This window comes from Promicromonospora sp. NPDC059942 (assembly GCF_042731755.1).
Classification (GTDB): Bacteria; Actinomycetota; Actinomycetes; order Actinomycetales; family Cellulomonadaceae; genus Promicromonospora.
In genome coordinates, this window is the sequence record NZ_JBHWLR010000026.1 from 27720 (window position 1) to 53535 (window position 25816).

General features: G+C 72.8%; 23 protein-coding genes and 2 pseudogenes. 6 read left to right on the forward strand and 19 right to left on the reverse strand.

Translation table 11 applies throughout. The annotated features are described in order from the left end of the window. Nucleotides 1-99: 99 nt before the first annotated feature. From ACFV9Q_RS26420 to ACFV9Q_RS26435, 4 genes are all read right to left on the reverse strand, one after another. The gene (locus ACFV9Q_RS26420; RefSeq protein ID WP_377236890.1) at nt 100-1230 is read right to left on the reverse strand and encodes a branched-chain amino acid aminotransferase; all 1131 of its coding nucleotides are present in this window, start codon (nt 1228-1230) and stop codon (nt 100-102) included. Nucleotides 1231-1387: 157 nt separating this feature from the next. Next, entirely contained in the window at nt 1388-2446 is a 1059-nt protein-coding gene (locus ACFV9Q_RS26425) for a 3-isopropylmalate dehydrogenase (RefSeq protein WP_377229446.1), read from the reverse strand. A gap of 74 nt (nt 2447-2520) precedes the next feature. After that, a complete protein-coding gene (locus ACFV9Q_RS26430; protein ID WP_377236891.1) occupies nt 2521-3051 on the reverse strand; it encodes a pyridoxamine 5'-phosphate oxidase family protein in 531 nt (176 codons plus the stop codon). A gap of 73 nt (nt 3052-3124) precedes the next feature. Further along, nucleotides 3125-3523 (reverse strand): VOC family protein, encoded by a 399-nt coding sequence (locus ACFV9Q_RS26435; RefSeq protein ID WP_377236892.1) that lies wholly within the window; start codon nt 3521-3523, stop codon nt 3125-3127. 89 nt (nt 3524-3612) lie between these two features. Here ACFV9Q_RS26435 and ACFV9Q_RS26440 point away from each other — a divergent pair, with 89 nt between their 5' ends. After that, nucleotides 3613-4119, forward strand: a complete 507-nt coding sequence (locus tag ACFV9Q_RS26440) for a pyridoxamine 5'-phosphate oxidase family protein (protein ID WP_377236893.1) — start codon at nt 3613-3615, stop codon at nt 4117-4119. 110 nt (nt 4120-4229) lie between these two features. Beyond that, nucleotides 4230-4949, forward strand: coding sequence for a methyltransferase domain-containing protein (locus tag ACFV9Q_RS26445; protein ID WP_377236894.1), 720 nt, complete (start codon nt 4230-4232; stop codon nt 4947-4949). Between the two features lie 82 nt (nt 4950-5031). On the opposite strand, the gene ACFV9Q_RS26450 is transcribed toward ACFV9Q_RS26445, so the two are convergent. Then, nucleotides 5032-5622, reverse strand: coding sequence for an ASCH domain-containing protein (locus tag ACFV9Q_RS26450; protein WP_377236895.1), 591 nt, complete (start codon nt 5620-5622; stop codon nt 5032-5034). Nucleotides 5623-5808: 186 nt separating this feature from the next. On the opposite strand from ACFV9Q_RS26450, the gene ACFV9Q_RS26455 reads away from it, so the two are divergent. The 3 genes from ACFV9Q_RS26455 to ACFV9Q_RS26465 all read left to right on the forward strand — a co-directional run bounded on the left by ACFV9Q_RS26455 (nt 5809) and on the right by ACFV9Q_RS26465 (nt 9010). Then, a complete protein-coding gene (locus ACFV9Q_RS26455) occupies nt 5809-7095 on the forward strand; it encodes a glycine betaine/L-proline ABC transporter ATP-binding protein (protein ID WP_377236896.1) in 1287 nt (428 codons plus the stop codon). After that, on the forward strand, nt 7088-8044 hold the full coding sequence (locus ACFV9Q_RS26460; RefSeq protein WP_377236897.1) for an ABC transporter permease: 957 nt from the start codon (nt 7088-7090) through the stop codon (nt 8042-8044). Before ACFV9Q_RS26455 ends, ACFV9Q_RS26460 begins: the two co-directional genes overlap by 8 nt. A 72-nt stretch (nt 8045-8116) precedes the next feature. Beyond that, nucleotides 8117-9010, forward strand: coding sequence for a glycine betaine ABC transporter substrate-binding protein (locus tag ACFV9Q_RS26465; RefSeq protein ID WP_377236898.1), 894 nt, complete (start codon nt 8117-8119; stop codon nt 9008-9010). 133 nt (nt 9011-9143) lie between these two features. Here the strand turns inward: ACFV9Q_RS26465 and ilvC are convergent, their stop codons facing one another. The 11 genes and pseudogenes from ilvC to ACFV9Q_RS26520 all read right to left on the reverse strand — a co-directional run bounded on the left by ilvC (nt 9144) and on the right by ACFV9Q_RS26520 (nt 22432). Continuing rightward, nucleotides 9144-10172, reverse strand: coding sequence for a ketol-acid reductoisomerase (gene ilvC, locus ACFV9Q_RS26470; RefSeq protein ID WP_377236899.1), 1029 nt, complete (start codon nt 10170-10172; stop codon nt 9144-9146). Nucleotides 10173-10221: 49 nt separating this feature from the next. Then, nucleotides 10222-10746: an acetolactate synthase small subunit gene (gene ilvN, locus ACFV9Q_RS26475; RefSeq protein WP_377236900.1), complete on the reverse strand. Its 525-nt coding sequence runs from the start codon at nt 10744-10746 to the stop codon at nt 10222-10224. Between the two features lie 5 nt (nt 10747-10751). Further along, nucleotides 10752-12629, reverse strand: coding sequence for an acetolactate synthase large subunit (locus ACFV9Q_RS26480; RefSeq protein WP_377236901.1), 1878 nt, complete (start codon nt 12627-12629; stop codon nt 10752-10754). Between the two features lie 319 nt (nt 12630-12948). Beyond that, nucleotides 12949-13713, reverse strand: a complete 765-nt coding sequence (locus ACFV9Q_RS26485; RefSeq protein ID WP_377236902.1) for a hypothetical protein — start codon at nt 13711-13713, stop codon at nt 12949-12951. Continuing rightward, nucleotides 13710-16265 carry an ATP-binding cassette domain-containing protein gene (locus ACFV9Q_RS26490; protein ID WP_377236903.1) on the reverse strand — a complete coding sequence of 852 codons (2556 nt, stop codon included), beginning with the start codon at nt 16263-16265 and terminating at the stop codon, nt 13710-13712. Before ACFV9Q_RS26490 ends, ACFV9Q_RS26485 begins: the two co-directional genes overlap by 4 nt. A gap of 316 nt (nt 16266-16581) precedes the next feature. Then, a pseudogene (locus ACFV9Q_RS26495) lies at nt 16582-16692 on the reverse strand (hypothetical protein); the annotation flags it as partial. Then, nucleotides 16647-17285 (reverse strand): annotated as a pseudogene (locus tag ACFV9Q_RS26500) (NAD-dependent epimerase/dehydratase family protein); the annotation flags it as partial. The pseudogenes ACFV9Q_RS26495 and ACFV9Q_RS26500, both read right to left, overlap by 46 nt. After that, nucleotides 17282-19150: a class I adenylate-forming enzyme family protein gene (locus ACFV9Q_RS26505; RefSeq protein ID WP_377236904.1), complete on the reverse strand. Its 1869-nt coding sequence runs from the start codon at nt 19148-19150 to the stop codon at nt 17282-17284. The pseudogene ACFV9Q_RS26500 and the gene ACFV9Q_RS26505, both read right to left, overlap by 4 nt. Further along, nucleotides 19147-20415 (reverse strand): cytochrome P450, encoded by a 1269-nt coding sequence (locus tag ACFV9Q_RS26510; RefSeq protein WP_377236905.1) that lies wholly within the window; start codon nt 20413-20415, stop codon nt 19147-19149. Before ACFV9Q_RS26510 ends, ACFV9Q_RS26505 begins: the two co-directional genes overlap by 4 nt. Beyond that, the gene (locus tag ACFV9Q_RS26515; RefSeq protein ID WP_377236906.1) at nt 20412-21254 is read right to left on the reverse strand and encodes a glycosyltransferase; all 843 of its coding nucleotides are present in this window, start codon (nt 21252-21254) and stop codon (nt 20412-20414) included. The genes ACFV9Q_RS26510 and ACFV9Q_RS26515 overlap by 4 nt, the downstream gene beginning before the upstream one ends. A 14-nt stretch (nt 21255-21268) precedes the next feature. Further along, nucleotides 21269-22432, reverse strand: coding sequence for a 3-oxoacyl-ACP synthase III family protein (locus tag ACFV9Q_RS26520; RefSeq protein ID WP_377236907.1), 1164 nt, complete (start codon nt 22430-22432; stop codon nt 21269-21271). Nucleotides 22433-22557: 125 nt separating this feature from the next. Here ACFV9Q_RS26520 and ACFV9Q_RS26525 point away from each other — a divergent pair, with 125 nt between their 5' ends. Then, nucleotides 22558-23133 (forward strand): Uma2 family endonuclease, encoded by a 576-nt coding sequence (locus ACFV9Q_RS26525; RefSeq protein WP_377236908.1) that lies wholly within the window; start codon nt 22558-22560, stop codon nt 23131-23133. Between the two features lie 51 nt (nt 23134-23184). Here the strand turns inward: ACFV9Q_RS26525 and ACFV9Q_RS26530 are convergent, their stop codons facing one another. Genes ACFV9Q_RS26530 through ACFV9Q_RS26540 form a run of 3 tightly spaced genes read right to left on the reverse strand, consistent with a single transcriptional unit; the run spans nt 23185 to nt 25761 of the window. Continuing rightward, nucleotides 23185-24150: an ATP-binding cassette domain-containing protein gene (locus ACFV9Q_RS26530; RefSeq protein ID WP_377229428.1), complete on the reverse strand. Its 966-nt coding sequence runs from the start codon at nt 24148-24150 to the stop codon at nt 23185-23187. Then, complete coding sequence (locus ACFV9Q_RS26535; RefSeq protein WP_377236909.1) at nt 24147-24950, reverse strand: ABC transporter permease; 804 nt, start codon at nt 24948-24950, stop codon at nt 24147-24149. Before ACFV9Q_RS26535 ends, ACFV9Q_RS26530 begins: the two co-directional genes overlap by 4 nt. Continuing rightward, nucleotides 24943-25761, reverse strand: a complete 819-nt coding sequence (locus ACFV9Q_RS26540; protein ID WP_377236910.1) for an ABC transporter permease — start codon at nt 25759-25761, stop codon at nt 24943-24945. Before ACFV9Q_RS26540 ends, ACFV9Q_RS26535 begins: the two co-directional genes overlap by 8 nt. Nucleotides 25762-25816 lie beyond the last annotated feature (55 nt).

Consider the following 25816-nt stretch of genomic DNA (forward strand, 5'->3'; position numbering starts at 1 on the left):
TTTTTTTGTGTTAGGAAACGCGCTTTTTCTCCTTGGGGGTGGATGGTGGCCTCCGTTCTTTTCGGCTCCCCTCCCCGACGAGCCCGGCCGCGAGGCACGTCAGGCCAGCCGGCGCATCCAGCCGTGCCGGTCCTCGGCGCGGCCGTACTGGATGTCGGTGAGCTCCTGGCGGATCGACATGGTGAGCTCGCCCGGCTCGCCCCCGTTGACCTCGTGGTCGAACGTCGAGCCCGCGAGGCGCCCCACGGGCGTGACCACGGCCGCGGTGCCGCAGGCGAAGAACTCCTTGACCACACCGGACTCGAGCCCGGCCACGACCTCGGCGAGCGGGATGCGCCGCTCCACCACCTCGTAGCCGCGGTCGGCCGCGAGCTGGAGCACCGAGCTGCGCGTGATCCCCTCCAGGATCGAGCCGAGCTCGGGGGTGTGCAGCGTGCCGTCCTCCATCACGAGGAAGACGTTCATGCCGCCGAGCTCCTCGAGGTAGGTGTTGGTGGCGGCGTCCAGGAAGCACACCTGGTCGAAGCCCTCCTTCTGCGCCTCGAGCTGAGGCAGCAGGCTGGCGGCGTAGTTGCCGCCGAACTTCGCGTCGCCGGTGCCTCCGGGCGGTCCGGCCCGGTGGTACTCCTGGGACACGTAGATCGACACGGGCCGCACGCCGCCCGCGAAGTACGGGCCCACCGGCGAGGCGATCACCAGGTACTCGACCTCGAGCGACGGGCGCACCCCGAGGAACGCCTCCGACGCGTACATGAAGGGCCGCAGGTAGAGGGACGAGTCCTCGCCGTCGGGCACCCAGTCGATGTCGGTGCGGACCAGGGCCGCGAGCGACCCGATGAAGTCGTCGACGCTCAGGGCGGGCAGGGCGAGACGGTGCGCGGACCGGGCGAAGCGCGCGGCGTTCTGGTCGGGGCGGAACGTCCAGACCGAGCCGTCGGCGTGCTTGTAGGCCTTGAGGCCCTCGAAGATCTCCTGCGCGTAGTGCAGGACCGCCGTCGCGGGGTCGAGCTGCAGCGGACCGTACTGCTCGATCCGCCGGTCCTTCCAGCCGTCGGCGCTGCTCCACGAGATGCGCGCCATGTGGTCGGAGAACTTGGTCCCGAACTTCGGGGCGCGGAGCGCCTCGATGCGCTCGTCGTCCGGCGTCGGCGCGTCGGTGGGCCGCACGTCGAAGAGCGCCACCAGGTCTTCGAGCCTGGTCGGGAGGATGGGGTCCGTCGTAGTTGTCATGTCGATGCCTTTCACCGGAATGCTGCTGTCAGTCTTCCACGCCCGGCAAGGCGGCGGAGCGATCCGAGCCGGACGTCTGCCCGGACGGCTCCCGACATACGAGAGCGGCGCCCGGGGATCGGTCTGCGAGACCCGGGCGCCGCCTTCGTGAAGCGTGCTACCCGATCACGCGGGCCGCGATGTCGCGGCCTACCTGGTCGGTCGTGCGTACTACGTCGCCGCGCGACGCGAGGTCGGCGGCAACGGCGTCCTGGACGCGCGCGGACTCGGCCGCGAAACCCAGGTGGTCGAGCAGCAGGGCGACGGACAGGATCGTCGCGGTGGGGTCGGCCTTGCCCTGGCCGGCGATGTCGGGCGCGGAGCCGTGCACCGGCTCGAACATCGACGGCGCGGTGCGGTCCGGGTTGATGTTGGCCGAGGCGGCCAGCCCGATGCCGCCCGAGATCGCGGCGGCCTGGTCGGTGAGGATGTCACCGAAGAGGTTGTCCGTGACGATCACGTCGAACCGGCTCGGGTTCGTCGTCAGGTAGATGGTCGCGGCGTCGACGTGCGCGTAGTCCGTGGTGACGTCGGGGAACTCGGCGTTCACGGCCTCGACGGTACGGCGCCACAGGTGTCCGGCGTGCACCAGCACGTTGTGCTTGTGCACCAGCGTGAGGTGCTTGCGCGGGCGGGCCGCGGCGCGCGCGAACGCGTCCCGGACCACGCGCTCGACGCCGAACGCGGTGTTCACGCTGACCTCGGTCGCGATCTCGGCGGGCGTGCCGACGCGCAGCGCGCCGCCGTTGCCGACGTACGGGCCCTCGGTACCCTCGCGGACCACGACGAAGTCGATCTCGCCCGGGTTCGCGAGCGGGCTGGAGACGCCCTCGTAGAGCTTGGTCGGGCGCAGGTTCACGTAGTGGTCCAGCGCGAAGCGGAGCTTGAGCAGCAGCCCGCGCTCCAGCACGCCGCTCGGGACCGACGGGTCGCCGATCGCGCCCAGCAGGATCGCGTCCTGCCCCTTGATCCGCCCGAGGTCCTCGTCGGTGAGGGTCTCGCCCGTCGCGTGCCAGCGCCGCGCACCGAGGTCGAACTCGGTCGTGGAGAGCTTGGTACCCGACGGCGCCAGCGCCGCCTCGAGGACGGAGAGACCTTGCTCCACGACCTCGGTACCGATGCCGTCACCCGCGACCACCGCGAGGTTGATGCCGTCTGTCGTACCCACCTGTGCCATGTCCGGAGCCTACGCGTGCGTCCATCGGGCTGAGACGCGGGTCTCACCCAATGGACGACTTGTTGGAACCTCGTTCAGTCGAACGTCCAGGTCGTCGCCCCACCCTGCTCCCGGACGTAGAGCGCGGTCGCCCGGGTGGGTGTCACGCGGTACACGTGCCACGGGGCCGGCCCCGCCGACGGCGCGCTGTAGGGAGCGGTCAGCGCCGTGCCGGACGCGTCCGGCTCGCACGGCCAGCCGCCGTCGTTGAGCTGCCGGGAGACCCTCGCCACGACGTCCGGGTCCGTGACCAGCTCGGCCGTGCCGTCGACCACGGTGTCATAGTCGGCGGTCGCCACCGCGATGGTGCACCGCGGCTCGCGCTCCAGGTTCCGGGCCTTGAGCGCCGAACGGCCCGACACCACCCAGAAGGCGTCGTCGAACCAGATGGCGCCGATGCCGGTGACGTGCGGGCTGCCGTCCGCGTTGACGGTGGTGAGCCAGTGCGAGTGCCGGTCCGGGCCGCCGGTGCCCGGAGCCTGCGTGAGCCCGACCAGGTCGGCCGCGACCGGCGCCCAGTCCAGGGTCGGGAGGTCGTAGAGCTCCGCGAGATTCTTGGCGTTCACAGGTGGAGTGTTCATACCTCGGTGGACGACCCCACGGACCGGAACTCATCGACCGGCCCCGGCACGCCCCGGGCTACTGGTCCCGGGCCGACAGCACGCAGAACTCGTTACCGTCCGGGTCCGCCAGAACGGTCCAGGTCGCATCGGCCGGCTGCCCGACGTCGATCACCGTCGCACCCAGCTCGACCAGGCGCGCGATCTCGGCGTCCCGGTCGTCGCTCGTGTGCGGCGCGAAGTCCCAGTGCAGGCGGTTCTTGCTCGTCTTCGGGTGCTCGACCGGGACGAACACCATGCCCGGCGGCACCTGGTGGAAGTCGAGCTTGTCGGACAGCTCGAGCGCCCACGGCGGCACGAGGACCGACTCGGAGTCGAGCTCGAAGATGACCTCCCAGCCCAGGGCCTCGCCCCACCAGCGGGCCAGCTTCTTGTGGTCCGTGGACTCCACCACGGTCGAGTACCAGCGCAGCGCCATCGCCTTCACCTCTCGTCAGAACCTGTGTGCCACACCGTAGGACGAGCCACTGACACTCCGCCGGCACAGCCCGCGACGAGGCGCACACGATGACTTTCCCGCTCGCCACCCGTCCACCGGCCATGGAGCCCATCGACATCGCCCACCGCGTCATCGACGACAACCACTTCATGGTCCTCGGCACGGCCCAGCCGGACGGCACACCGCGCGTCTCGCCCGTCTTCTACAACCACGCCGCGTACCGCGACTTCTACTGGATCTCGTCGCCCGCCGCGCAGCACTCGCGCAACGTCGCCGCCCGGCCCCGGGTCGAGATCGTCATCTTCAACTCCCAGGCCGACCCCGGCCCCGACACGGCCGCCGTCTACGTCGGCGCCACGGCCACCCAGGTGCCCGACGCCGAGCTCCCCGCCGCCGTGACCGCTGCCTTCTCGTCGGTGCGCAGCGGCGTGCGGGCCTACGGGGTCGACGAGCTCAGCGGCGACGCCGAGCTGCGCCTCTACCGCGCCACCGTGACCAGCACCGAGATCCACGTGCGCGGGAGCGACCCGGAGCGCGGGACCGGCATCGACCGCCGGCTGACCGTGGATGCCTGAGGGCGGGCACCTCACCAGCGGCCTGGACCCGCGCGAAGTCCCGCCCTGCGAGATACCGACACCTCGAAAAGCCTTGGCCGGGACCCGTCGCGCGCCCGCACAATCGGCCGATGAGCGCCACCGACGAGGACCTCCGCCCGTACTTCGACGCCGCGGCGACCGGGCTCACCTTCAACTCGCCCCTCGGCGAGCAGAGAGCCGCCGCACTGATCGACCGTGTACAGCCCCTGCGGACCAGCTCGCGCGTGCTCGACCTGGGCTGCGGCGCCGGCGAGCTGCTGCTCCGCCTCTGCGAGCGGCACGGCCTCGACGGCGACGGGGTCGACAACCACGCCGCCGACGTCGGCGCCGCCCGGAACACGGCGGCCCACCGCGGCCTGGAGCGGCGGGTCACGTTCCACACCACGGACGCGACCACCTGGGACCGCCCGGCGGACATCGTCGTGAACATCGGCGCGAGCCACATCTGGGGCGAGGGCCCGGCACCCGCGCTGGAGGCGCTGCACGGCCTGACCAACCCGCACGGAAACCTTCTGTTCGGCGACGGCGTCTACGAGGCCGAGCCGGACGCCGTCGTCCGTGAGGCCTTCGGCAACCTGCCCGACCTCGCGGGCCTGGCCCGCATCGCGACCGACGCCGGGTTCCGCGTGCTCCACGCAGCGACCTCGACGCAGGGCGAGTGGGACGACTTCGAGTCGGACTGGCGGGCCGGCATCGAGCGGCTGGCCACACCGGGCGCCCGGGCCTTCGCCGACCGGCGGCGCGAGGAGTACCTGGGCGGCTACCGCGGTGTGGTCGGCTTCGCCTGGCTGGTCCTCACCCCGGCCTAGCCGGAACCCGGACCCAGGTCGCGCACGGGACGCGAACCCAGGGCCTCAGGGCTTCCGCTGCCTCAGGGCCGGGGCAGGCCGCTCAGGGCTTCGGGTACAGCAGCTCGAACCGCTCGCACACGATCGGCATGTCCTCCGTGAACTCCCGCCCCTCGCCCAGCGTCCGGCGGAAGTACGCCTCGTGCCCCGCCCGCCACGACTCCAGCGTGCGGTCGTCCTCGCCCTCCGCGGCCGCGAAGTCGTCGTCGACCTCGTCGAACGTGGTCGTCTCCACGCTCGTGGTACGGATCAGCGCGCGCGGATGACGCTCGCCGTCCAGCAGGATCGACAGCTCGCCGACGACGGGGAGCGGCACGCCCTCGTCGTCGTAGTCCCACAGGGCCGACGACGTCGCCGTCTTGTCCCCCGCCAGGACCGCCGCGAGGAGCGTCTGCGCCAGCTCCGGCTCGTCGCCGAACGACCACGCCTGCGGCGGCACGGTCTCGCTCACGGTGTGGCCGACGACGATGCTCGCCTTCGCCATCCCCGCGTACTGCCGGGTGGCCGCCCAGAAGTCGAGGACCTCGGCGGCCAGCTCCTGGTCCTCCACGGGCACCGACTCGGGGTCGAAGGTCGAGGGGTCGAAGGCCGGCTCGTCGTCGTCCGCGGCCTGCGGGTTCACGTCGTGGGTCACGGGGACATCCTGCCCTAACGGCAGGGGCCGGACGAGGCCTCGCCGGCACATGACGAAAACTGAACGATCCGATAACGAACCCTTACCCAGTTTGCATACATGCGACCGCTCATGGTCTGGTGAACGGCGGTTCACGTCGTTCTGACGTACTTTTTCCAAAATTTTCGCGCCAAGAGAAGGGGCTTTGTGCCAGCAATCGAGGCAAACCATCTGTACAAGGTGTTCGGGCGTAAGGGCCGCGAGGGCGTCAGACGTCTCGAGGCCGGGGCGGACACCGACGAGCTGAGACGGGCGGGGCTGACGCCGGCGGTCATCGACGCGTCGTTCACCGTGGAGGAGGGCGAGATCTTCGTCGTCATGGGCCTGTCCGGGTCCGGCAAGTCGACGCTGATCCGCATGATCAACGGGCTCCACCCGCCGACCTCCGGGCACGTGGAGCTCTACGGCGAGAACATCACCGCCGCTACCGGCAAGGACCTGCGCCGCCTGCGGCGCGAGCGGATCAGCATGGTGTTCCAGCACTTCGCGCTGTTCCCGCACCGCACGGTCATCGACAACGCCGCCTACGGCCTCGAGACGCAGGGGGTCGGCAAGGAGGAGCGCCGCGCCCGCGCCCACGAGGCCCTGGAGCTGTGCGGGCTGACCGGCTGGGACGACCACCTGCCGAGCGAGCTGTCCGGCGGCATGCAGCAGCGGGTCGGCCTGGCCCGCGCGCTCGCCGCGGACACCGACATCCTGCTCATGGACGAGGCGTTCAGCGCGCTGGACCCCCTGATCCGGCGGGACATGCAGGACCAGCTCGTCGAGCTGCAGCAGAAGCTCGGCAAGACGATCCTCTTCATCACCCACGACCTCAACGAGGCCATGCGCATCGGCGACCGGATCGCCATGATGCGCAACGGGCGGATCGTCCAGGTCGGGACCGCCGAGGAGATCCTCACCGACCCGGCCAACGACTACGTTGCGCAGTTCGTCGCCGACGTCGACCGCACCCGCGTGCTGACGGCGTCGTCCGTCATGGAGCCGCCGGCCGCCGTCCTCGGCGCGGAGCAGGGACCGCGCGCCGCGCACAAGCTGATGCGCGAGCACCAGATCCCGGCGATGTTCGTCACCGGACGTGACCGCACCCTCAAGGGCTACGTCACCGAGGACGAGGTGGGCCGGCACCTGGAGCAGAAGGACCTCACCGGCCTCCTGCGGCCCGTGCCGGACGTCGCCGCCGTCTCCCCCGACACCTCGCTCGCCGACCTGTTCGGCCCGGCGGCCGAGACCCCGGCCATCGCCGTGGTCGACGACGCCGGACGGCTCGTCGGCGTCGTCCCGCGCATCACGCTGCTCTCGGCGCTCGCCGCGCACGCGGAGCCCGACGTCGCGGACGCTCCCGTGCCGGCCGACGACGAGACCGCCGACGACCAGACCACGGACGACGAGACCAACAAGGACGACCAGACCAAGGAGGCCGCCCGTGCCTGAGAGCGCCGCCCCCCTGACGATCGTGCCGTCCATCCCGGTCGGCACCTGGCTGGAGACCGGGTTCACCTGGTTCAAGCAGACCTTCGACGCGCTCTTCGACGTGATCGGTGACCTGATCACCGGCGCCATCAACGGGATCGCCGACCCCCTCCTGGCCCTGGACCCGCTGGTCCTCGCGATCATCCTGGCGCTGCTCGGCTGGCTCCTGCGCAACTGGAAGCTCGGGGTCGGAACGCTGGTCGGTCTGGTCCTGATCATCGGGATGGACATGTGGGAGCCCGCCGTCGAGACCCTCGCCCTCGTGGTGGTGGCGACTGTCGTCGCCCTGGTCCTCGGCATCCCGCTGGGCATCCTCGCGGCCCGCTCGCCCGTCGTCAGCCGCATCGCGAAGCCCGTCATGGACTTCATGCAGACCATGCCCGGCATGGTCTGGCTGCTGCCCGTGCTCAAGCTGTTCAGCATCGGCGTGGCCGGCGCCCTGGTCGCCACGGTGATCTTCGCCCTGCCGCCCGCCGTCCGGCTCACCGAGCTCGGCATCCGCCAGGTCGACGGCGAGGTCGTCGAGGCCGGGCAGGCCTTCGGCGCGGGGCCGCGGCAGATCCTCAAGGACATCCAGCTCCCGCTGGCCATGCCGACCGTGATGGCCGGCGTCAACCAGGTGATCATGCTGGCCCTGTCGATGGCCGTGATCGCCGGCCTGGTCGGCGGCGGCGGCCTGGGCAACGAGGTGGTCGGCGCCATCTCGACCCTCAACCTCGCCCGCGGCTTCGACGCCGGCATCAGCGTGGTGATCCTGGCGATCTTCCTGGACCGCCTGACGGCGTCGATCGGCTCCCGCCGTCCGGGTCACGGCCGCCTGCGCGAGCTGCGCGACCGGTTCACCCGGACCCCGGCGACCAGTGCCCCGGCCGCCGGCAGCCCGGCCGCCGACGCGGCACGCGCGGCCTGACACCTCCCCCAAGACGTAGTACCCCTCACCCATACATAACGAACCCCAGTGATACGAAACGGAAGGACACCGATGATCGGCACGACCGGCAAGCGGATCGGAGCGGCCGCAGTGGCCCTCGGCCTGGGCCTCAGCCTCACGGCATGCGGCTCGAGCGAGGACGGCGGCAGCAGCGACAAGACCATCACCCTCGGCATCATCCCGTCGTGGACGGACGGTCTGAGCACCGCCTACCTGTGGAAGAACGTCCTCGAGGAGGACGGGTACACGGTCGAGATCACGGAGATCAACGACGCAGCACCGCTGTACACCGGACTGGCTGAAGGCGACATCGACGTCTTCCCGTCCGCGTGGCCCGAGGTCACGCACGCCGCCTACATGGACGAGTACGGCGACGACCTGGAGGACCTCGGCACCTACTACGACGGCGCCAAGCTGACCGTCGCCGTCCCCGAGTACTCCGAGCTCCGGTCGATCGAGGACCTCGTCGGGAAGAGCGCCGACTACGACGGCAAGATCGTCGGCATCGAGGCGGGCGCGGGCCTGACGAAGGCCACGCAGGAGCAGGTCATCCCGCAGTACGGCCTGGACGAGGACGGCTGGGAGCTGCAGACGTCGTCGACGCCGGCCATGCTGAACGCCCTCGACGAGGCCGTCCAGAAGGAGGAGGACATCGTCGTCACGCTGTGGCGCCCGTTCTGGGCCAACAACACCTTCCCGGTGCGCGACCTCGAGGACCCGAAGGGCGCGCTCGGCGAGGCGGAGGGCCTCCACGAGATCGCGACGCTCGGGTTCGCCGAGGAGTTCCCCGAGGTCGCCGAGATGATGGGCAAGGCCAAGCTGGACGACGAGCAGTACGGCAGCCTGGAGGACCAGGTCGTCAACGAGCACGAGGGCGACCCGGCTGCCGGCGTCGAGGCCTGGCTCGCGGACAACCAGGACTGGGTCGAGACGCTCAAGGGCTGACGCCGGACCGCCGTCGGGCAACCACCGCCGTCCGGCACCAAGGACGGCAGGACAAGAGAGCGGCGCCCCACCCTCCGTGCGGAGGGTGGGGCGCCGCTCTGTCACGCGCTACGGCAGCGTGCCGACGCCGGGATCAGCGCGCGGCCGAACCCTCGACGTAGTCCGAGTCGGCCGGCTTGATCCACGAGAACATCTTGCGCAGCTCGCGGCCCGTGGCCTCGATCGGGTGCTGCTCGCCCTTGGCGCGCAGCTCCTTGAACTCGGGGGCGCCGGCGTCCTGGTCCGCGATGAAGCGCGCGGCGAAGGTGCCGTCCTGGATGTCGGAGAGAACGGCCTTCATGTTCTCCTTGACGCTCGGGTCGATGACGCGCGGGCCGGAGACGTAGTCGCCGTACTCGGCGGTGTCCGAGACGGACCAGCGCTGCTTGGCGATGCCGCCCTCGACCATCAGGTCGACGATCAGCTTGAGCTCGTGCAGCACCTCGAAGTACGCGACCTCCGGCTGGTAGCCGGCCTCGGTCAGCGTCTCGAAGCCGTACTGGACCAGCTGCGAGGCGCCGCCGCACAGCACGGCCTGCTCACCGAACAGGTCGGTCTCGGTCTCCTCGGTGAACGTCGTCTTGATGCCGCCGGCGCGCAGGCCGCCGATGCCCTTGGCGTACGAGAGGGCCAGGCCCCAGGCGGAGCCGGACGCGTCCTGCTCGACGGCGACGATCACGGGCACGCCGCGGCCGTCGGCGAACTCGCGGCGCACGATGTGGCCCGGGCCCTTGGGGGCGACCATGAGCACGTCGTGGCCGGCCTCGGGCTTGATGTAGCCGTAGCGGACGTTGAAGCCGTGCCCGAAGACGAGCGCGGCGCCCTCCTTGAGGTTCGGCGCGATGTCCTCGGCGTACAGGTGCCGCTGCACCTGGTCGGGGGCGAGGATCACGACCACGTCGGCGTCGCGCACGGCGTCCGGCACGGTCGCGACGGCGAGGCCCTCGTTCTCGGCCTTGGCCCGGGAGGCGGAGCCCTCGCGCAGGCCGACGGTCACCTGCACCCCGGAGTCACGCAGGTTCAGGGCGTGCGCGTGGCCCTGGCTGCCGTAGCCGACCACAGCAACCTTCTTCTGCTGGATGATCGACAGGTCAGCGTCGTCGTCGTAGAACAGCTCAGCCACGGTTCTTGCTCCTCAGTTGGGTATATCGGTGTGAAAGAAGATCTGGTGGTCACGCAGACCTGACCGCGCGCTCGAACGCGCGGTCGGTGATGGACCGGGCGCCCCGGCCGATGGCCAGTGTGCCGGACTTGACGATCTCACGGACGCCGTACGGTTCCAGCGCCGCGAGGAGCGAGTCGAGCTTCGCCGCTGGTCCGGTGGCCTCGATGACCACGGAGTCCGGCACGACGTCGACCACGCGCGCCCGGAACATCTCGACGACTTCCAGCACCCCGGTTCGGGTGGCGGCGTCGGCCCGCACCTTGACGAGCAGCAGCTCGCGGTGCACTGACGACTCGGGTTCGAGCTCGACGATCTTGATCACGTGGATGAGCTTGTTGAGCTGCTTCGTGACCTGTTCCAGGGGGTGTTCCTCGACGTCGACCACCACGGTGATGCGCGAGATCTCCTCGTGCTCCGTGGGGCCGACGGCCAGGGAGTGGATGTTGAACGCGCGACGGGCGAACAGGCCGGCGACGCGCGTGAGCACGCCGGGCTTGTTCTCCACGAGCACGGACAGGGTGCGCCTCGACATGGGGGTCAGTCCTCTCGCTCCCACGCCGGCGAGATGCCGCGTGCGTACTGGATGTCGTCGTTGCTCACGCCGGCGGCGACCATGGGCCACACCATCGCGTCACGCGAGACGGTGAAGTCCACGACCACGGGCCGGTCGTCGATCTCGTTGGCGCGCTTGATCGCGGCGTCGACGTCGGATGCGTGCTCGACGCGGATGCCCTCGCAGCCGTACGCGTCGGCGAGCTTCACGAAGTCGGGCACGCGCATGGTGCCGTGACCGGTGTGCAGGTCGGTGTTGGAGTAGCGCGACTCGTAGAAGAGCGTCTGCCACTGCCGCACCATGCCCAGCGAGCTGTTGTTGATCAGCGCCACCTTGATGGGGATGTCGTTGATCGTGCAGGTGGCCAGCTCCTGGTTGGTCATCTGGAAGCAGCCGTCGCCGTCCACGGCCCAGACCGTCCGGTCCGGCTCGCCGACCTTGGCGCCCATCGCGGCCGGGATGGAGTAGCCCATCGTCCCGAGGCCGCCGGAGTTGATCCAGGTGTTGGGCCGCTCGTAGCTGATGAACTGCGCGGCCCACATCTGGTGCTGGCCCACGCCCGCGACGTAGATCGCGTCCGGCCCGGTCAGCTCGCCCAGTCGCTGGATCACGTGCTGCGGCGACAGGTGGCCGTCCTCCGGCTGGGTGTAGCCGCGGGGGTAGGTGCGGCGCCACTCGTCGAGCTGATGCCACCAGCCCTCGACGTCGGGCTTGCCGTGCGTCTCGTGCTCCTTGGCCAGCTCGGGCAGCAGGTCGCCGATGACCTCGCGGAGGTCGCCCACGATCGGGACGTCGGCCTCGCGGTTCTTGCCGATCTCGGCGGGGTCGATGTCCGCGTGGATGATCGCGGCCAGCGGCGCGAAGCTCGACAGCTTGCCGGTCACGCGGTCGTCGAACCGGGCGCCGAGCGCGAACACGAGGTCCGCCTTCTGCAGCGCCGCGACGGCGGGCACCGTGCCGTGCATGCCGGGCATGCCCAGGTGCTGCGGGTGGCTGTCCGGCACCGCGCCGCGGGCCATCAGCGTGGTCACCACGGGCGCGCCGGACAGGTCCACGAGCTGGCGCAGCAGGTCGGCAGCGCCGGACCGGATCACACCGCCGCCGACGTACAGCACCGGCCGGCGAGCCGTGGCCAGCAGCTTCGCGGCCTCGCGGATCTGCTTCGAGTGCGGCTTGGTCACGGGGTGGTAGCCCGGCAGGTTGAGCTCCTGCGGCCACGAGAACGTGGTGCGCGACTGCATCGCCGACTTCGCGATGTCCACGAGCACCGGCCCCGGCCGCCCGGTGGAGGCGATGTGGAACGCCTCCGCGATGGTGCGCGGGATCTCGGCCGGGTCCGTGACCAGGTAGGAGTGCTTGGTGATCGGCATCGTGATGCCGACGATGTCCGCCTCCTGGAACGCGTCGGTGCCGATCGCGGAGGCGCCCACCTGGCCGGTGATCGCCACCATCGGGATCGAGTCCATGTTGGCGTCCGCGATGGGCGTCACCAGGTTGGTGGCGCCGGGGCCCGACGTCGCCATGGTGACGCCGACCCGGCCCGTCGCGTGGGCGTAGCCCGACGCCGCGTGGCCGCCGCCCTGCTCGTGCCGCACGAGGATGTGGCGGAGCTTGGCGGAGTCCATCAGCGGGTCGTAGGTGGGCAGGATCGCGCCGCCGGGAATGCCGAAGACGACCTCCGCCCCGACCTCCTCGAGCGAGCGGACGATCGACTGCGCGCCCGTCACCTCCTCCGGCCCGACGCGCGGTGCGGCGTTCTCAAGCTCGGCCTTGCCGCCTACGCGGGACCGAAGCTCGGTGCGCACCTGGTCACGCGCCTCGGCGCGCGCGGCGATCTGTGCGGGTGTCGGTGTGCCGGTCATGCGGTTCTCCTGCCGTCGCGCCCCGTCCTGGGGCGAAAGCGAGCGTTCGTGACAACAAAAAAACCCCGGGTCCTTTGGTGAAAGGACTGCCAGGGTGAGCGCGCGGACGATGCCTGTGCTGGGGCTTAGGCCGCGCGCTCAGGAAGTACTACAAGAATGATCGTCTGCACGTCACGCACGTTACGCCGAAAAGTCGCCGGTGTCACTCAGCGGGCCAAAGGTCCCACGATCCGAGACACCAGGCCGACCGAGCCCCAGGATCCCGGGCCTCCTCGGCCTCGCTGGGAGACCCGGGAGAACCGGAACGGGCCCACCGTGCTCAGCGTACGTCCCGATGCCGGAAGACCACCGAGCCGAGCACGGCCAGCACCACCGTGATGCCGAGCAGGAGGAGCCCGCTGTGCACGTACGGGGTGGTCAGGACCCCGTCGCCGGCGAGCACGGTCCGCGTGCCGCGGACCCACGAGTCCGCGTTGGTGAACGGCAGCCAGTCCCGGACGGCGGACGACGCGCTCAGCGCAACCTGCTCCTCGGCCACGAACCACACCGCGGCGAGCCCGACCGCGACCCACCAGCGCCGCACGAGCACCCCGAGCGCCGCGCCGCCGACCGCCGCGGACACCGCGAGGGCGACCACGCGGACGCCGCTCCACGTCAGCGCCTCCACCAGGTCGGACGGCGGACCGCCCAGCATCCCGGCCCGCGCGTGCGCCCAGTACATGCCGAACCCGAGCAGCGCGCAGGCCGCCGCGATGCCGGGCACCACGGCCAGCCCGGCCGCCGCCAGCTTGCTCCAGTAGACGCGGCCCCGGCGGGGCTCGACGGTCAGCAGGGCACGCGTCCCGCCCTGCGCCGCGGACCCGGTCACCAGCAGCACGCCCGCCACGTAGGCGAGGAACACCGACGTCATCGCGTAGAACGAGATCTGCCCCTGGTCGAGCATCGCCGCGAGCGTGAACGCCTCCGGTTCGAACGCCGTCACCGCGACCGCCAGCGCCACGTGCGCGAGCATCGCCACGGCGATCCACCGGATCGCCGGCCGCACGGCGAACCTGCGCAGCTCGGCCCACAGCAGGCCCATCATCGCCTTCCCTTCGAACGCTTCTTGTTCCGGCCTGATCCCTGCTGTCCGGGGCGGGGCCGCCCCGCGCCCGCGCCGGTGCGCGGGTCCGGCTTCCGTGCGGCGGGGTCGTCCGGTCCGGTCTCGTCCGGTCCGGGGTCGTCCGGCTCGAAGTCTTCGGGTTCTGGGTCGTCCGGTTCCGGGTCGTCCGGTCGGGACGCGTCCAGGTCGGCCGCGTCCGGTGCGAGGTCGTCCGGGCCGAGGTCGTCCAGCTCGAGGTCGTCAAGCTCCAGTCCCTCCGCCTCGAGCCGCTTCAGCTCGAAGTCGTCCGGTTCCCGATCCTCCGCCTCCCGATCCTCCGCCTCCCGGGCGTCCGGCTCAAGACCCCCGTCCCGGCCGCCGGACGTCTCCGCCGCGCGCCGGCCCAGGAGCGCCCTGGCACCCTCCTTGCGCTGCGCGAGCCGGGCCGTCCTGGCGTCGGCGGCCTCCTGCTTCCTGGTGGCCTTCTCGTCGAGCGCGGCCTGCCTGGCGTCGAGAGCGGCCTGCTTCGCGTCGGCGCGTGCCTGCTCCGCCGCGGCCTTCTCGGCCGCCTTCTGCCGTGCCGCGGCCTCCTTGGCGTCGAGCTCCGCCTGCTTCCGCGCGGCCTGGTCGTCGATCCTGGCCTGCCGCGCGTCCGCCTTGTCCTGCCTGGCATCGGCCTTGTCCTGCTTCGCTGCCGCCCTGGCCTCCGCCGCCGCCTGCTTCTCGGCCGCCTTCGCATCGGCGGCCGCCTGGCGCTCCGCGATCCGCGCCTCGGCCGCCGCCTGCTTCTCCGCGACCTTGGCGTCGAACGCCGCACGCCGCTCGGCGAACCTCGACTGCTTGGCCGGCGCGTCGGCGTCGGCCGGCGCCTCGCCGGTCGCCGCGGCCGTACCCGACGTCGCGGGCTTGCCCGACGCCGCGGCCGTGCCCGACGTCGCGGGCTTGCCCGACGTCGCGGGCTTGCCTGACGTCGCGGGCGTGCCCTGCACCGCGGAAGGCTTGGGGGCGGAGGGCTTGGGTGCCGCCGTCTTCGGGGCGGAAGATTTCGAGGCCGCTGTCTTCGGGACGGCGTTCGTCGCACCGGTCGCCTCCGACGCACCGGGCTTGGGCGCCCCGGCCTTGGGCGCACCCGGCTTGGGCGCACCCGGCTTGGGCGCACCAGCCTTGGGAACACCAGGCTTGGGAGCGCCCGGCTTCGAGGTGCTCGACGTCGAGCCGCCGGCCTTCGCCGAGACCACCACCGAGGCGCCCGACGTCGCCGCGCTCGCCTTCGCGACCGCCTTCACCACGCCGTCCCGCTCGCCCGCACCCGGATCACCGGCACCGGTCGCCTCCGGCCCGGCCGACCGCCCCGCCGACCTCCGGTTCTCCTTCGCGGCCGCCCGCTCCGCGCGTGCCGCCTCCTTGGCCGCGGCCCGCTCGTCGATCGCCGCCTGCTTCGCCGCGGCCCGCTCGTCGGCCGCCGCCTGCTTCGCCGCGGCCTCCTCGGTCGCCCTCGCCTCGTCCGCCGCCTGCTTCGCGGCCGCCTCCTTGTCCGCCTTGCGCTGGTCGGCGGCCTTCTTCCGCTCCGCCGCCTTCCGTTCGGCGGCCTTGCGCGCCGCCCGCTCCTCGGCGCGGCTCGGCGGCACGGGCGTCGGCGGCACCACGGGGCGCAGCCGGCCGACGACGGCGGCCAGGTCCTCCCGCTGCGGCACCAGCTCGCCCACGAAGAGCTTCTGCTTGGCGAGCACCCGCGAGATCTCGGCCGGCTCGGCGACGTCGTCGACGTGCAGCGTGTCGCCGTCGGACCGGACCTTGAAGCCCGCGGCCCGCAGGGCCGTGGCGGCCTTGCCCGGCTCGTCGACGCCGACGCGGACGCTGACCCGGGCGTCGCCCAGGAGCTCGGCGGTGCTCCCCTGCGCGAGGATGCGGCCGCCGTCGAGCACCGTGACCGTGTCCGCGATCTGCTGCGCCTCGGTGAGCACGCCGGTCGCGACCAGCACGGTCTTGCCCTGGTCGGCCAGCCGGCGCAGCGCCTGGCGGATCTCCCGTGTGCCGACGGCGTCGAGGCCGGCGCTCGGGTCGTCGACGACGAGGAGGTCAGGGTCGCGCAGCAGCGCCGCCGCGAGCGCCAGCCGGCGTTCCTCGTCGGGCGAGTAGGTGTCGTAGGCGGCCTTGGCCCGGTCGGCGAGGACGACGCGGGTGAGCACCTCGTCCACGCGGGCGCGCGGCACGCCGGCCGCGCTCGCGAGAAGGGCGAGGTTGCGGCGGCCGCTGACCCGGCCGTGGAACCCGGGGTCGCCGACGACGGCGCCGATGCGGCCCGCGAGGTCGGGCAGGCCGTCCGGGACGTGGGTGCCGAAGATCTTCATGGCGCCCCCGTCCGCGTGGGCGAGGCCGGTGAGCAGGAGCAGCGTCGTGGTCTTGCCCGAGCCCGCCAGCCCGAGGAGCGCGTGCACGCCGCCGGCCGGTACGCGCAGGTCGAGCCCGTCGACGCCCACGGTGCGGCCGCGCACCGAGCGGTACGCCTTGCGCAGCCCGAGCGTCTCGATCGCCACGTCGCTCCCTGGAATCACCCGCACAGGGTAGGGCATTCCGGACAGCACCCGAACGTGTCGGGGCTACCAGCTCATGGCGCCGTGCAGCGACGTCGGCGCCGGGTCCACGCCGAGGCGTTCCCGCAGCACCGTGAGGTCGTAGGTGCGCTCCATCGCGAGGTGGCTGATGGCGTACCGGGACAGGCGCGGCTCGCGCCCGGTCCACCGGGCCAAATGTTCCCCCGCCCAGGCCAGCACGTTGGCCAGCCGCAGCGGGATCCCCACCACCTGGACCGGCCGGAACCGGGCGAACATCAGCAGCTCGATCGTCTCGTCGAGGTCGACCGGGCTGGCGTCAGCCACGTTCGCCACGAGCGGCCGCCCCGCGGCGATCTCGGGCTCGACGTCCACGTCCAGGGCGGCACGCACCGCACGGGCCAGCGTGTCGACATGCGTAAGGTGCTGCCGCACCTTGCCGCCGCCCGGCAGCGGCAGCCACGCGCCGATCGCCGCGGACTCCAGCCGCGGCAGCAGCGTCGTGTCGCCCGGCCCGTAGACCGCGTGCGGCCGCAGCACGACGACGGGACCGCGGTCCTCACGCGCGGCGTCCGCCGCGAGGTAGCGCTCGGCGGCGGCCTTGGTGGAGCCGTAGGGGTTCACGTACCCGCGGGCGGGCGCCTCTGCCTCGGTGGCCGCGACGCTCGGCGTCCGGGGATCGTAGACGCTGCCCGACGACAGGTGCACGAAGCGCGCGCCGGGGAACGTCTCGCGCACCGCGCGGGTGCCCTCGACGTTGACGACCCACGCCCGGGCGTGGCTGCCGCCGTCCCCGACGGACGCGCCGCAGTGCACCACGACGTCGACGTCCTCGGGCCGGTCCTCCTTCGCGAGCGGGCCGTCCCGCAGGTCCCAGAACTGGTGGGCGACCTTGTCGAGCAGCTCGGCCGGGACGCGCGGGACGCGCCGCGAGAACGCGATCACCTCGTGCCCGTGCGCCGCGAGATCACGCACCACAGCCCCGCCAACAAACCCCGACGAACCGGTCACAGCCACCCTCATGCGCGCACTGTACCCGCGAGAGGTGAAACCAGGTCGACCAGGGCATGACGGTCCGGCTTCCGGGACCGGCCCGCGAGCGGCACGTGCGACGCCTCGACCACCAGGTCGGGCAGGGCGCCGTGGTCCAGCACCCGCCCGGCCTGGTCGGCGACGGCCCGGGCCAGCTCCGTGTCCGCCCGGACCCGCGGCGTGCCCACGCCGGGCGCCGCGCCCTCCGGCGTCACCACGAGGATCACCCGCTCGTCGCCGTCCGGCATCGGGACGCCGACCATGACGGCGTCGGCCACCCCCGGCAGGTCCCGCAGCCGGGGCTCGAACAGGCCCGGGTAGATGTTCACCGTGCCGCGAATGATCATGTCCCGGTTACGGCCGACCAGCACGATCCGGCCGTCCGCGTCCCGATAGGCGAGGTCGCCCGTGCGGTGCTCGGCCGCCCGCGGCTTGCCGGCATCCAGGTCTGACAGGTAGCCCGCCATCAGCGACGGCCCGGTGAGCACCAGCTCGCCCACCACGGGGCCGTCGCCGGGGTCTGTGCCGGGTTCGCCGCCAGGTGCGTCCCCGGGCGCGTCCCCGGTCTCGGCCCCGGACGGGCCGGGCGCCTCGTCCAGGCCGACGACGGCGGTGTCGATGCGCACGCCGATCCCCGCCAGCGGACGACCCACGAGGTCGCCCCGCGGGCCGCCGGAACCGGCGCTCGCCGTACCCACAGCGCTCGCAGCACCCCCGGCGCTCGCGCTGCCCCCGGCGCTCGCCGAAGCCGCGCCACCCCCGGCGGCCGCGATCTTCTCGTCCGCCTCGGTCATCGCGGCGGGCAGGATCTCGGTGGCCCCGTACACGGCGATCCAGCGCGTGCCCGGCAGCACCCGTCGGCCCCGCTCCAGCAGCGCGGCGGTGACCGGGGCCGCACCGACCGCCAGCACCGCGGGGCCGACGACGGGTTCAGCGCCGCCGTCGACCCCGCGGGCCTCCAGGACGTCGAGCAGCGCCGTCACGTCGGCGGGCACCAGGAACGACGAGTCCGCGCCCGCGACGCCGCGCGCGAACGCCGCCGGGTCGTCCTTGGGCGTGCGCGCCGGGATCTCCCACGTGCCGCCCGCGAGCAGCGCCGGGAGCCCGAGGAACATCTGGTCGGTGTGCGCTCGCTGCCCGGCCCGCAGCCCGCCCACGTGCGCGAACAGGCCCAGCATGCCGCCGAGCGTGCCCGCGGTGTGCACCACGGCCTTGGGTTCGGCGGTGGTCCCGGACGTGAAGACGACCAGCGCCTCGGGATCGTCCGCGACCCACCCGGGCCGCGGCGCGGGTTCCGGCACCGGCGTCGGCTCCGGCCCCGGGGTCAGGTCCGGCTCCGCCCCCGGCCTTCGCGCGGACTCAGCCGCCACCCGCCGTGCCCCGCGCGGCACCCCCGGCAGCCACCGCCCCGTGTACAGGTGCCGCACGGGCAGCCGGCCGTAGTCCGGGAGCAGCAGCCCGCGCGAGCGGGCGATCCTACGCAGCGGCCCCGACGACGCCGCGTAGAGCAGCGCCTCCGTCGCGGCCCACCGCGGCCGGGCCGCCGCGATCCGGGCGGCGAACAGCTCCGGCGTCGAGCCGGGGTCCACGAAGACGACGGAGCCGCCCGCGCGCAGGATCGCGAGGCACAGGACCACGCCCTCGGGCCGGGGCCGGACGCTGAACAGCACCCGGTCACCGGGCCGCAAACCCTGTGCCCGCAGGCCGGACGCCGTCCGCTCGACGCGCTCCGCGAGGTCGCGGAACGGGACCTCCTCGCGTATGCGAGCGCCGCCGCGGCCGCCGAACCAGCGGAGCGCCACGACGTCCGGCGTCTCCCGGGCCAGGGCGCGCAGGCGTTCCAGGAAGTGGGTCATCTCGTCTCCTTCGCGGCAGGTCCCAGCCGCAGCTCCAGCGACCGGTACGCCGGGACCAGCACGCCGCGCGCGGCCCGTCGCCGGCCCACGACCGGGACCCGGCGGTCGGCCGACGCGGCGGTGAGCGCGTCCAGGACGGCGTCCACCTGGGCGATCGCCAGCGGCATGCCGAGGCAGAAGTGCGGCCCGGCCCCGAACCACAGGTGCCGCACGGCGGGGTCGACCGGCCGGCCAGGGTCGAAGCCGCCGGCGGCCCGGCAGCAGTTGACCGTGGCGATCACCACGCGCTCGCCGGCGGCGACCCGCAGGCCGCCCACCGACGCGTCGGCCCGCACCGCGCGCAGCATCGCCGGCGTCGGCACCGTGACGCGCAGCCCCTCCTCGACGGCGCGGCGCCGCACCTGGGCGTCGCCGGCCAGCAGCCGCCCGGTCCACCCGGCGTCGTGGGCGATCGCCAGGAGCCGCGGCACGAACGACTGGACCGTCTCCGTCCCCGTGAGCACGAACGCCCCGACGGCGCCCATCGCCTCGCGCTCGGACAGCCCCAGATCGCGCATCCGCCCGGGCACCGTCGCCGGGTTGCCCGCGCGGTAGGCCGCACGGGCGGGCGCCGTCAGCCGGTCCAGCACCGCCCGCGCCCGCGTGACCTGGGACCGCGTGAGCCCGTGCCGGTGCAGCCGCACCATCCCCGTGATCGTCCGGGCGGCGGACATCGCGGAGCGCACGGCGTGATCCGTCGGCGGCAGCCCCACCATCCCGCAGATCACCGCGCCGGCCTGCGCCGTCACCGCGGCGGCGAGGTCGACGGTCTCCCCCGCGGCCAGCCGCCGCGTCAAGTCCGGCAGCACGCCGTCGTCGTCCGGGGCTCCGGCGTCGGTCGCTCCGAAACCGACCGCGCCGTCGCCGCCCACGCCCTCGCCGCCCGGGAACCCGCCCCCGGACACCAGCTCCCGCACCGCCCGGGGCGCGAACAGCGGCCCCAGCGCACGCCGCAGCGCGGCGTGCTCGGCGCCCTCCATGTTGAGCAGCACGGACGGCCCGAGCACCGGCGTCCACAGGTCCGACGGCGCCCCCGGGCCCACCTTCGAGAAGTGGTCCAGGTCGAGCAGCACCTCGCGCGCGACGGCGGCGTCGCTCACCACCACGCCGACGCGCGGGACGCGCACCACGGGCCGGTGCCGCGCGGACCGGAGCGCCGGGTAGGCGAGCGGGTGCGCGGCCCGCTGCACCCGCTCCTCCCAGAGCGCCTCGGGCGAGGCCGTCATCGGATGTCCACGACCTCGGGCCGGTAGCGGTGGTCGGCGTACCAGCCGAGCGTGCGCACCAGGCCCCACGCGTGCACGCGGCGCGTCGAGGCGCGCACCCAGACCTCACGGTGCTCCGCGTACCGGGTGGTCAGCCGGCGCACCGCGTTGACCAGGGCACGGTCCTCGTGCACGTCCTCGATCCGGGTGCGCGGGAACCCGCCGGCGCGCTCGTACAGCGACGCCGTGATCGCCATGTTGCAGCCGGGCGTCATCACGTACGGCCCCAGGTACCCGTCGTCCCGGTTGCCGGGGCGCACCTTGCCGAACGTGCTGGACGCCCACAGCGCGAACGACAGCACACCCTGCTGCACCCGCGAGACCGGCAGGTCGTCGGTGCGCGGCAACAGCCGCCCGGCCACCAGCTCGTCGCCCGACGCGAACGCCTGCCGCACCGCCCGCGTCCACCCGGGCGGCGGCAGGCAGTCGGCGTCGGTCCGGGCCAGCAGCTCCGCACCGAGCGCGATGGCGGCCCGCATCCCCGTGTCGGCCGCGGCCCCGGTCCCCTTCTCGGGCTCCGTGACGACCCGCCAGCGCAGCCGCCCCCACTCCGCGATCGCCTTGCGGACGACGTCGGGCGTGCCGTCCGTGGAGCCGTTGTCCACCACCACGAGGTCGAAGTCGTCGTCCTCCTGCGCGTGCAGAGCCGCGAGGGTGCGCAGGATCCCGTGCTCGTGCGCCTCGTTCAAGGCGGGCACGACGACGGCGAGACGAGCTCTACCTTCTGCCGCGCCTTCGCTGCGCTCCGCTCCCGGCGCGTGCCTCGTCCCTCGGCCCCCACCGTCCGCTGCGCTCCGCATGCGGCGCGGTCCTGTCACCACCGGACCACCATCGCCCCCATGCTGATCCCGCCCGCCAGCCCGAGGAGCAGCACCACGTCGCCCCGGTGCAGCCGGCCGGACTCCAGCGCCGTCACGAGCTGCAGCGGCAGGGTCGCCGAGGCCAGGTTGCCGTGCTCGGCCACGGTGACGATCGTGCGGTCGGCCGGCACGCCGAGCGCCGCGTGCACGTCGGCGAGGTAGCCGACCGCGACCTGGTGCACCGCGACGAGCGCGACGTCGTCCATCGTCACGCCGGCCTGCTCCAGCGCCTCGTCGACCGGGCCCGGCCCGAGCGCGAGGAACGCCTCGCGCAGGCGCGACCCGTCGATCTCGAAGTAGCTGCGCTCCGGGTCGCGCGGGTTGAACGTGCCGCCGCCCGGCAGCATGCCCACGTCCCAGTGCTGCGACTCCGCGGTGAACGCCGAGCCGAGGATGCCGGACGGCCGGACCGCGGGTTCGACCAGCCCGGCGAGCTCGGCGGCCAGCTCGTCCTCGAAGCCGGACGGCGCCTCGGTCGTCTCGACCAGCACCGCCGCCCCGGCGTCGGACATCGTGTAGCCGGCGGCGGACAGGGCGTACGTCGACCGGTCGGGCACGTCCCACCGGACGCCGCGCGTCGGCATCTCGCCGGACGCGACCAGCACGCGGCGGTACCGGCCGGTCCCGATGAGCGCCTCGGCCACCTCGATCCCGTTGAGCACGGAGTTGCAGGCGTTCTTGACGTCCATCACCGGCGCCCGGACGCCGAGCTTGGCGGCGGTGATGTGACTGGTGGCGGGCTCGATCATGTCCTGGGTGGCCGAGGCGAAGATCAGGAGGTCCACGTCCTGCGGCCCCAGGCCCGCCCGATCCAGGAGGGTGCGGGAGGCGGCGACGGCGAGGTCCGAGGCCTGCTGGTCGTCATCGGCCACGTAGGTCCGGCGCACACCGGTCAGGCGCGACACCATCGGGACGCGCGGCGCGACCCTCGGGTTCCTGCGGTGCAGGTCGCGCTCGGCCTCGGCCACGTCCCGGGTGCGTTCGGGCAGGTGGACCGCCACCTCGGCGATCCGGGCGACGGGGTGCGGGACCGGCCGGGACGACCGCGGGGTCGACGGCGCGGGCTCGGCGGATCGGGCGGGAACCGGGCTCAGCACGGCGGCTGGTTCGGGAAGCACCCGGCACACGTTAGCGGCACCCACCTCGCGCGCAGGAGGGCTAGACGTATTAACGTCTAGGCATGCGATCGACAGGAGCAGCGATGAGCCATGACACCACGGCTGCCCGTTGTTACCGTGTTCCCATGACTCAGCTCCCCGACTGGATGCGCCCGCCGCGCCCGGAGGGCTGGCTCGCCGAGGACCTGGACAATCTGCCGGACGCTCCCCGCCACACCGAGCTGATCGACGGAGCCCTCGTCTTCATGATGTCCCCACAACGTCGCTGGCACAGCAGCGTCGTCTTCGCCCTCCGCTCCGGCCTGACCAGCCAGGCACCGGAGGGAACCGTCGTCGACAGTGAGATGACCGTTCTCCTCGACAAGCACAACCGGCCCGAGCCCGACGTGATCGCGTCGACGGCGGCGATCGACGGAGACGCGACCTGGTACGACGTCAAGGACATCGTGCTCGCGGTCGAGGTGGTCTCGCCAGAGTCCGAGCACCGCGACAAAGCCGTCAAGCCGCACAAGTACGCCGACGCCGGCATCCGCCACTTCTGGCGCGTCGAGGATGCCGACGGCAACGGGGCGACGACGATCCACGTCTACGAGCTCGACGACCTCACCAGGACCTACGTGCCGACCGGCATCTACCGCGAGGCCCTCAAGGTCGACCTGCCGTTCCCGATCGAGCTCGACGTCCAGTCGCTGTACGGCTGAGCCGGCGCCCGCACACGGGCTCACGCCGACCGACCGGCGGCACCCGGCTAGCTACCGCCGCGTGGCGCGGTAGATCTCGCGCACCACGTCCTCGATGTCGGGCTCGGCGATCGACAGGTCCAGCACCTCGGCGCGCTCGGAGATCGCGGCGAGCACCCGCGCCGCCGTCGTGCGCTGCGGGTCGAAGGCGAACCGCTGCCGCAGGCCGTCCGAGTCGCTGCGGACGTGCTCCGCGCCCGCCACGTCGGTGAGGTCGGGGGTCGCGACGGCGAGGTCGACGACGAGCTCCCGCCGCGCGCCGACCGTGCGCGCCAGCCCGTCGAGCGTGCCGTCGAACGCCAGGCGGCCGTGGTCCACGACCAGGACCCGGTCGCAGAGCCGCTCGACGTCGCCCATGTCGTGCGTCGTCAGCAGCAGCGTGGTGCCGTGCTCGCGCCGCTGCGCCACGAGGAACTCGCGCAGGCGCTGCTTGGACAGCACGTCGAGGCCGATCGTCGGCTCGTCGAGGATCACCAGGTCCGGACGGTGCAGCAGCGCGGCCGCGACCTCGGCCCGCATGCGCTGCCCCAGGGAGAGCTGCCGCACGGGTGTGGCCAGGAACTCCCCCATCTCCAGCATGTCGACCAGCTCGGCGGTCCGGGCGCGCTCGTCGGCCGCGGTCAGGGAGTGGATCGCGGACAGGATCGAGAACGACTCCCGCACCGGCAGGTCCCACCAGAGCTGCGAGCGCTGCCCGAACACCACGCCGATCCGGCGGGCGAGCGCGCGCCGCTGCTTCAGGGGGTGCAGCCCCATGGTCGTCACGGTGCCGCTCGTGGGCACCAGGATGCCGACGAGCATCTTGATCGTCGTCGACTTCCCGGCCCCGTTCGCGCCGATGTAGCCCACGGACTCCCCAGCCTCGACGGTCAGGTCGAGGTCGTCGACGGCGACGTGCCGCGAGCGCCGCAGCCGGTTCCCGCGCTCCGGCCGCCCGGTGAACACCCGGGTCAGCCCCTCGGTCTCGATGACGTTCATCCGCCCGCTCCTCGGTAGTGACGAAGGCCCCAGCGCCAGGCCAACCCCGCGACGACGACCGCCCAGAGCGCCGCGACGGGCGCCAGCCAGCCCAGCCAGACCGGCAGGCCCGCGACGCCCGGCGTGCCGAGCAGTGTGGAGACCGGCAGGAAGGCCGCGAACGCCACGGGGAAGACGACGCCGAAGACCACCAGCAGGCTGCGCGGCCACACGCTCGTGGGCTGCGTGGCCGCGTACCGGCCGCCGTACACGAACGCGTTGGTCATCTCGGCGCCGTTGACCAGGAAGAACTGCAGCCCGGCCGCGGTGACGAACTGCGCCGTGAAGATGACGAAGCCGCTGGCCAGCGCGAGCACCAGCAGCCCGACGGTGCCCGCGGTCCAGTCGATGTCGTTGAGCGCCAGGCCGACGGTGAGCGACGTCGCGCCCACGACGCACCGCCCGATCCGGCGCAGGCTGAGGTCGCTCGTGACGAGCTGCGCCAGCACCGGCTGCGGGCGCAGGAAGAACACGTCGAGCGTGCCCGCGCGGACGTACACCGGCAGGTTGTCGCAGTGCCCGGCCACGAGGTCGGCCAGGGAGAAGGCGAGGTCGGACAGGCCGAACACGAGCATGATCTGCGCGAGCGTGAACCCGCCGATCTGGTCCGTCGCCGAGTACAGCACCCAGATCTCGCCGAACTCGACGAGGCCGACGATCAGCGCGCCGACGAGGTCCAGGCGGAAGCTCGCGCGGTGGCTCGCCTGCGAGCGCGCCCGGCTGGCGACGACGGCCCGGTAGGCGCGCAGGCCCTCACCCACCCTGCACCTCCAGCCTGCGGCGTCCCGCCCGCGTGGTCAGGTGCCCGACGGCGAGCACGATCGCGAGCCACAGCGCCTGCACACCGAGGTGCTGCCAGGCCGCCGCCCCGGTGACCTGGCCGGAGAGCACGTCGACCGGGAGCTGCATCATCGACGGGAACGGCGTGAGCAGCGCGAGGGTCAGCAGCCAGTCCGGGAAGAGGTAGATCGGCGTGTAGAGGCCGGCGAACAGCCCGGAGAACGACATGTAGAACACGGCGACCCCGCGGGACTCCACGAGCCAGAAGCCCGACGTCGCCACGGCATAGACGCAGGCGTGCGAGACGGCGATGCCGAGCAGGAGGCTGATCAGGCCGAGCGCGTACGCGCTCGGGTCGGACGGCAGCACCATGCCGCCGATCGCGACCCCGATGAGCACGCTCGGCAGCCCGCGCGGCAGCAGGCCGAACAGTCCCTTGCCGACGTCGGTCAGCACGTGGGAGGCCTGGACGCTCACGGGCCGCAGGAAGTCGACGGCGACGTCGCCGGACTTGATCCGGGTCTGCAGGTCGCTGCCGCCCCAGAAGTTCACCGACCCGAGCAGCCCCTGCCCCAGCCAGACGAACGCGGCCATGCTGCCCGCCGTGTACCCGGCCAGCTCACCGCCCGAGCTCTCGACCGCTGCCCCCATGATCGAGCCCTTGAGCACGCCGAACGTCGCGTTGGCGACCAGGCCGGCGAGGGTCGCGAGCGGGTAGGCGGACTGCCCGCGGAAGCCCGCCAGGAGGAACCGCCAGTAGGGGTTCCGGGCGGGAGGGGTGAGCGGGCGCACAAGCGCGAGACACTACCCATTCACGGGCCGGAGTTCATCTTCTTTTCAGAAGTCG

Coding starts and splice junctions, on each gene's coding strand:
- ACFV9Q_RS26420 (WP_377236890.1), bottom strand. CDS start 1,230: ATGACAACTACGACGGACCCCATCCTCCCGACCAGGCTCGAAGACCTG.
- ACFV9Q_RS26425 (WP_377229446.1), bottom strand. CDS start 2,446: ATGGCACAGGTGGGTACGACAGACGGCATCAACCTCGCGGTGGTCGCG.
- ACFV9Q_RS26435 (WP_377236892.1), bottom strand. CDS start 3,523: ATGGCGCTGCGCTGGTACTCGACCGTGGTGGAGTCCACGGACCACAAG.
- ACFV9Q_RS26440 (WP_377236893.1), top strand. CDS start 3,613: ATGACTTTCCCGCTCGCCACCCGTCCACCGGCCATGGAGCCCATCGAC.
- ACFV9Q_RS26445 (WP_377236894.1), top strand. CDS start 4,230: ATGAGCGCCACCGACGAGGACCTCCGCCCGTACTTCGACGCCGCGGCG.
- ACFV9Q_RS26465 (WP_377236898.1), top strand. CDS start 8,117: ATGATCGGCACGACCGGCAAGCGGATCGGAGCGGCCGCAGTGGCCCTC.
- ilvN (WP_377236900.1), bottom strand. CDS start 10,746: ATGTCGAGGCGCACCCTGTCCGTGCTCGTGGAGAACAAGCCCGGCGTG.
- ACFV9Q_RS26480 (WP_377236901.1), bottom strand. CDS start 12,629: ATGACCGGCACACCGACACCCGCACAGATCGCCGCGCGCGCCGAGGCG.
- ACFV9Q_RS26485 (WP_377236902.1), bottom strand. CDS start 13,713: ATGATGGGCCTGCTGTGGGCCGAGCTGCGCAGGTTCGCCGTGCGGCCG.
- ACFV9Q_RS26505 (WP_377236904.1), bottom strand. CDS start 19,150: ATGACCCACTTCCTGGAACGCCTGCGCGCCCTGGCCCGGGAGACGCCG.
- ACFV9Q_RS26510 (WP_377236905.1), bottom strand. CDS start 20,415: ATGACGGCCTCGCCCGAGGCGCTCTGGGAGGAGCGGGTGCAGCGGGCC.
- ACFV9Q_RS26515 (WP_377236906.1), bottom strand. CDS start 21,254: ATGCGGAGCGCAGCGGACGGTGGGGGCCGAGGGACGAGGCACGCGCCG.
- ACFV9Q_RS26525 (WP_377236908.1), top strand. CDS start 22,558: ATGACTCAGCTCCCCGACTGGATGCGCCCGCCGCGCCCGGAGGGCTGG.
- ACFV9Q_RS26530 (WP_377229428.1), bottom strand. CDS start 24,150: ATGAACGTCATCGAGACCGAGGGGCTGACCCGGGTGTTCACCGGGCGG.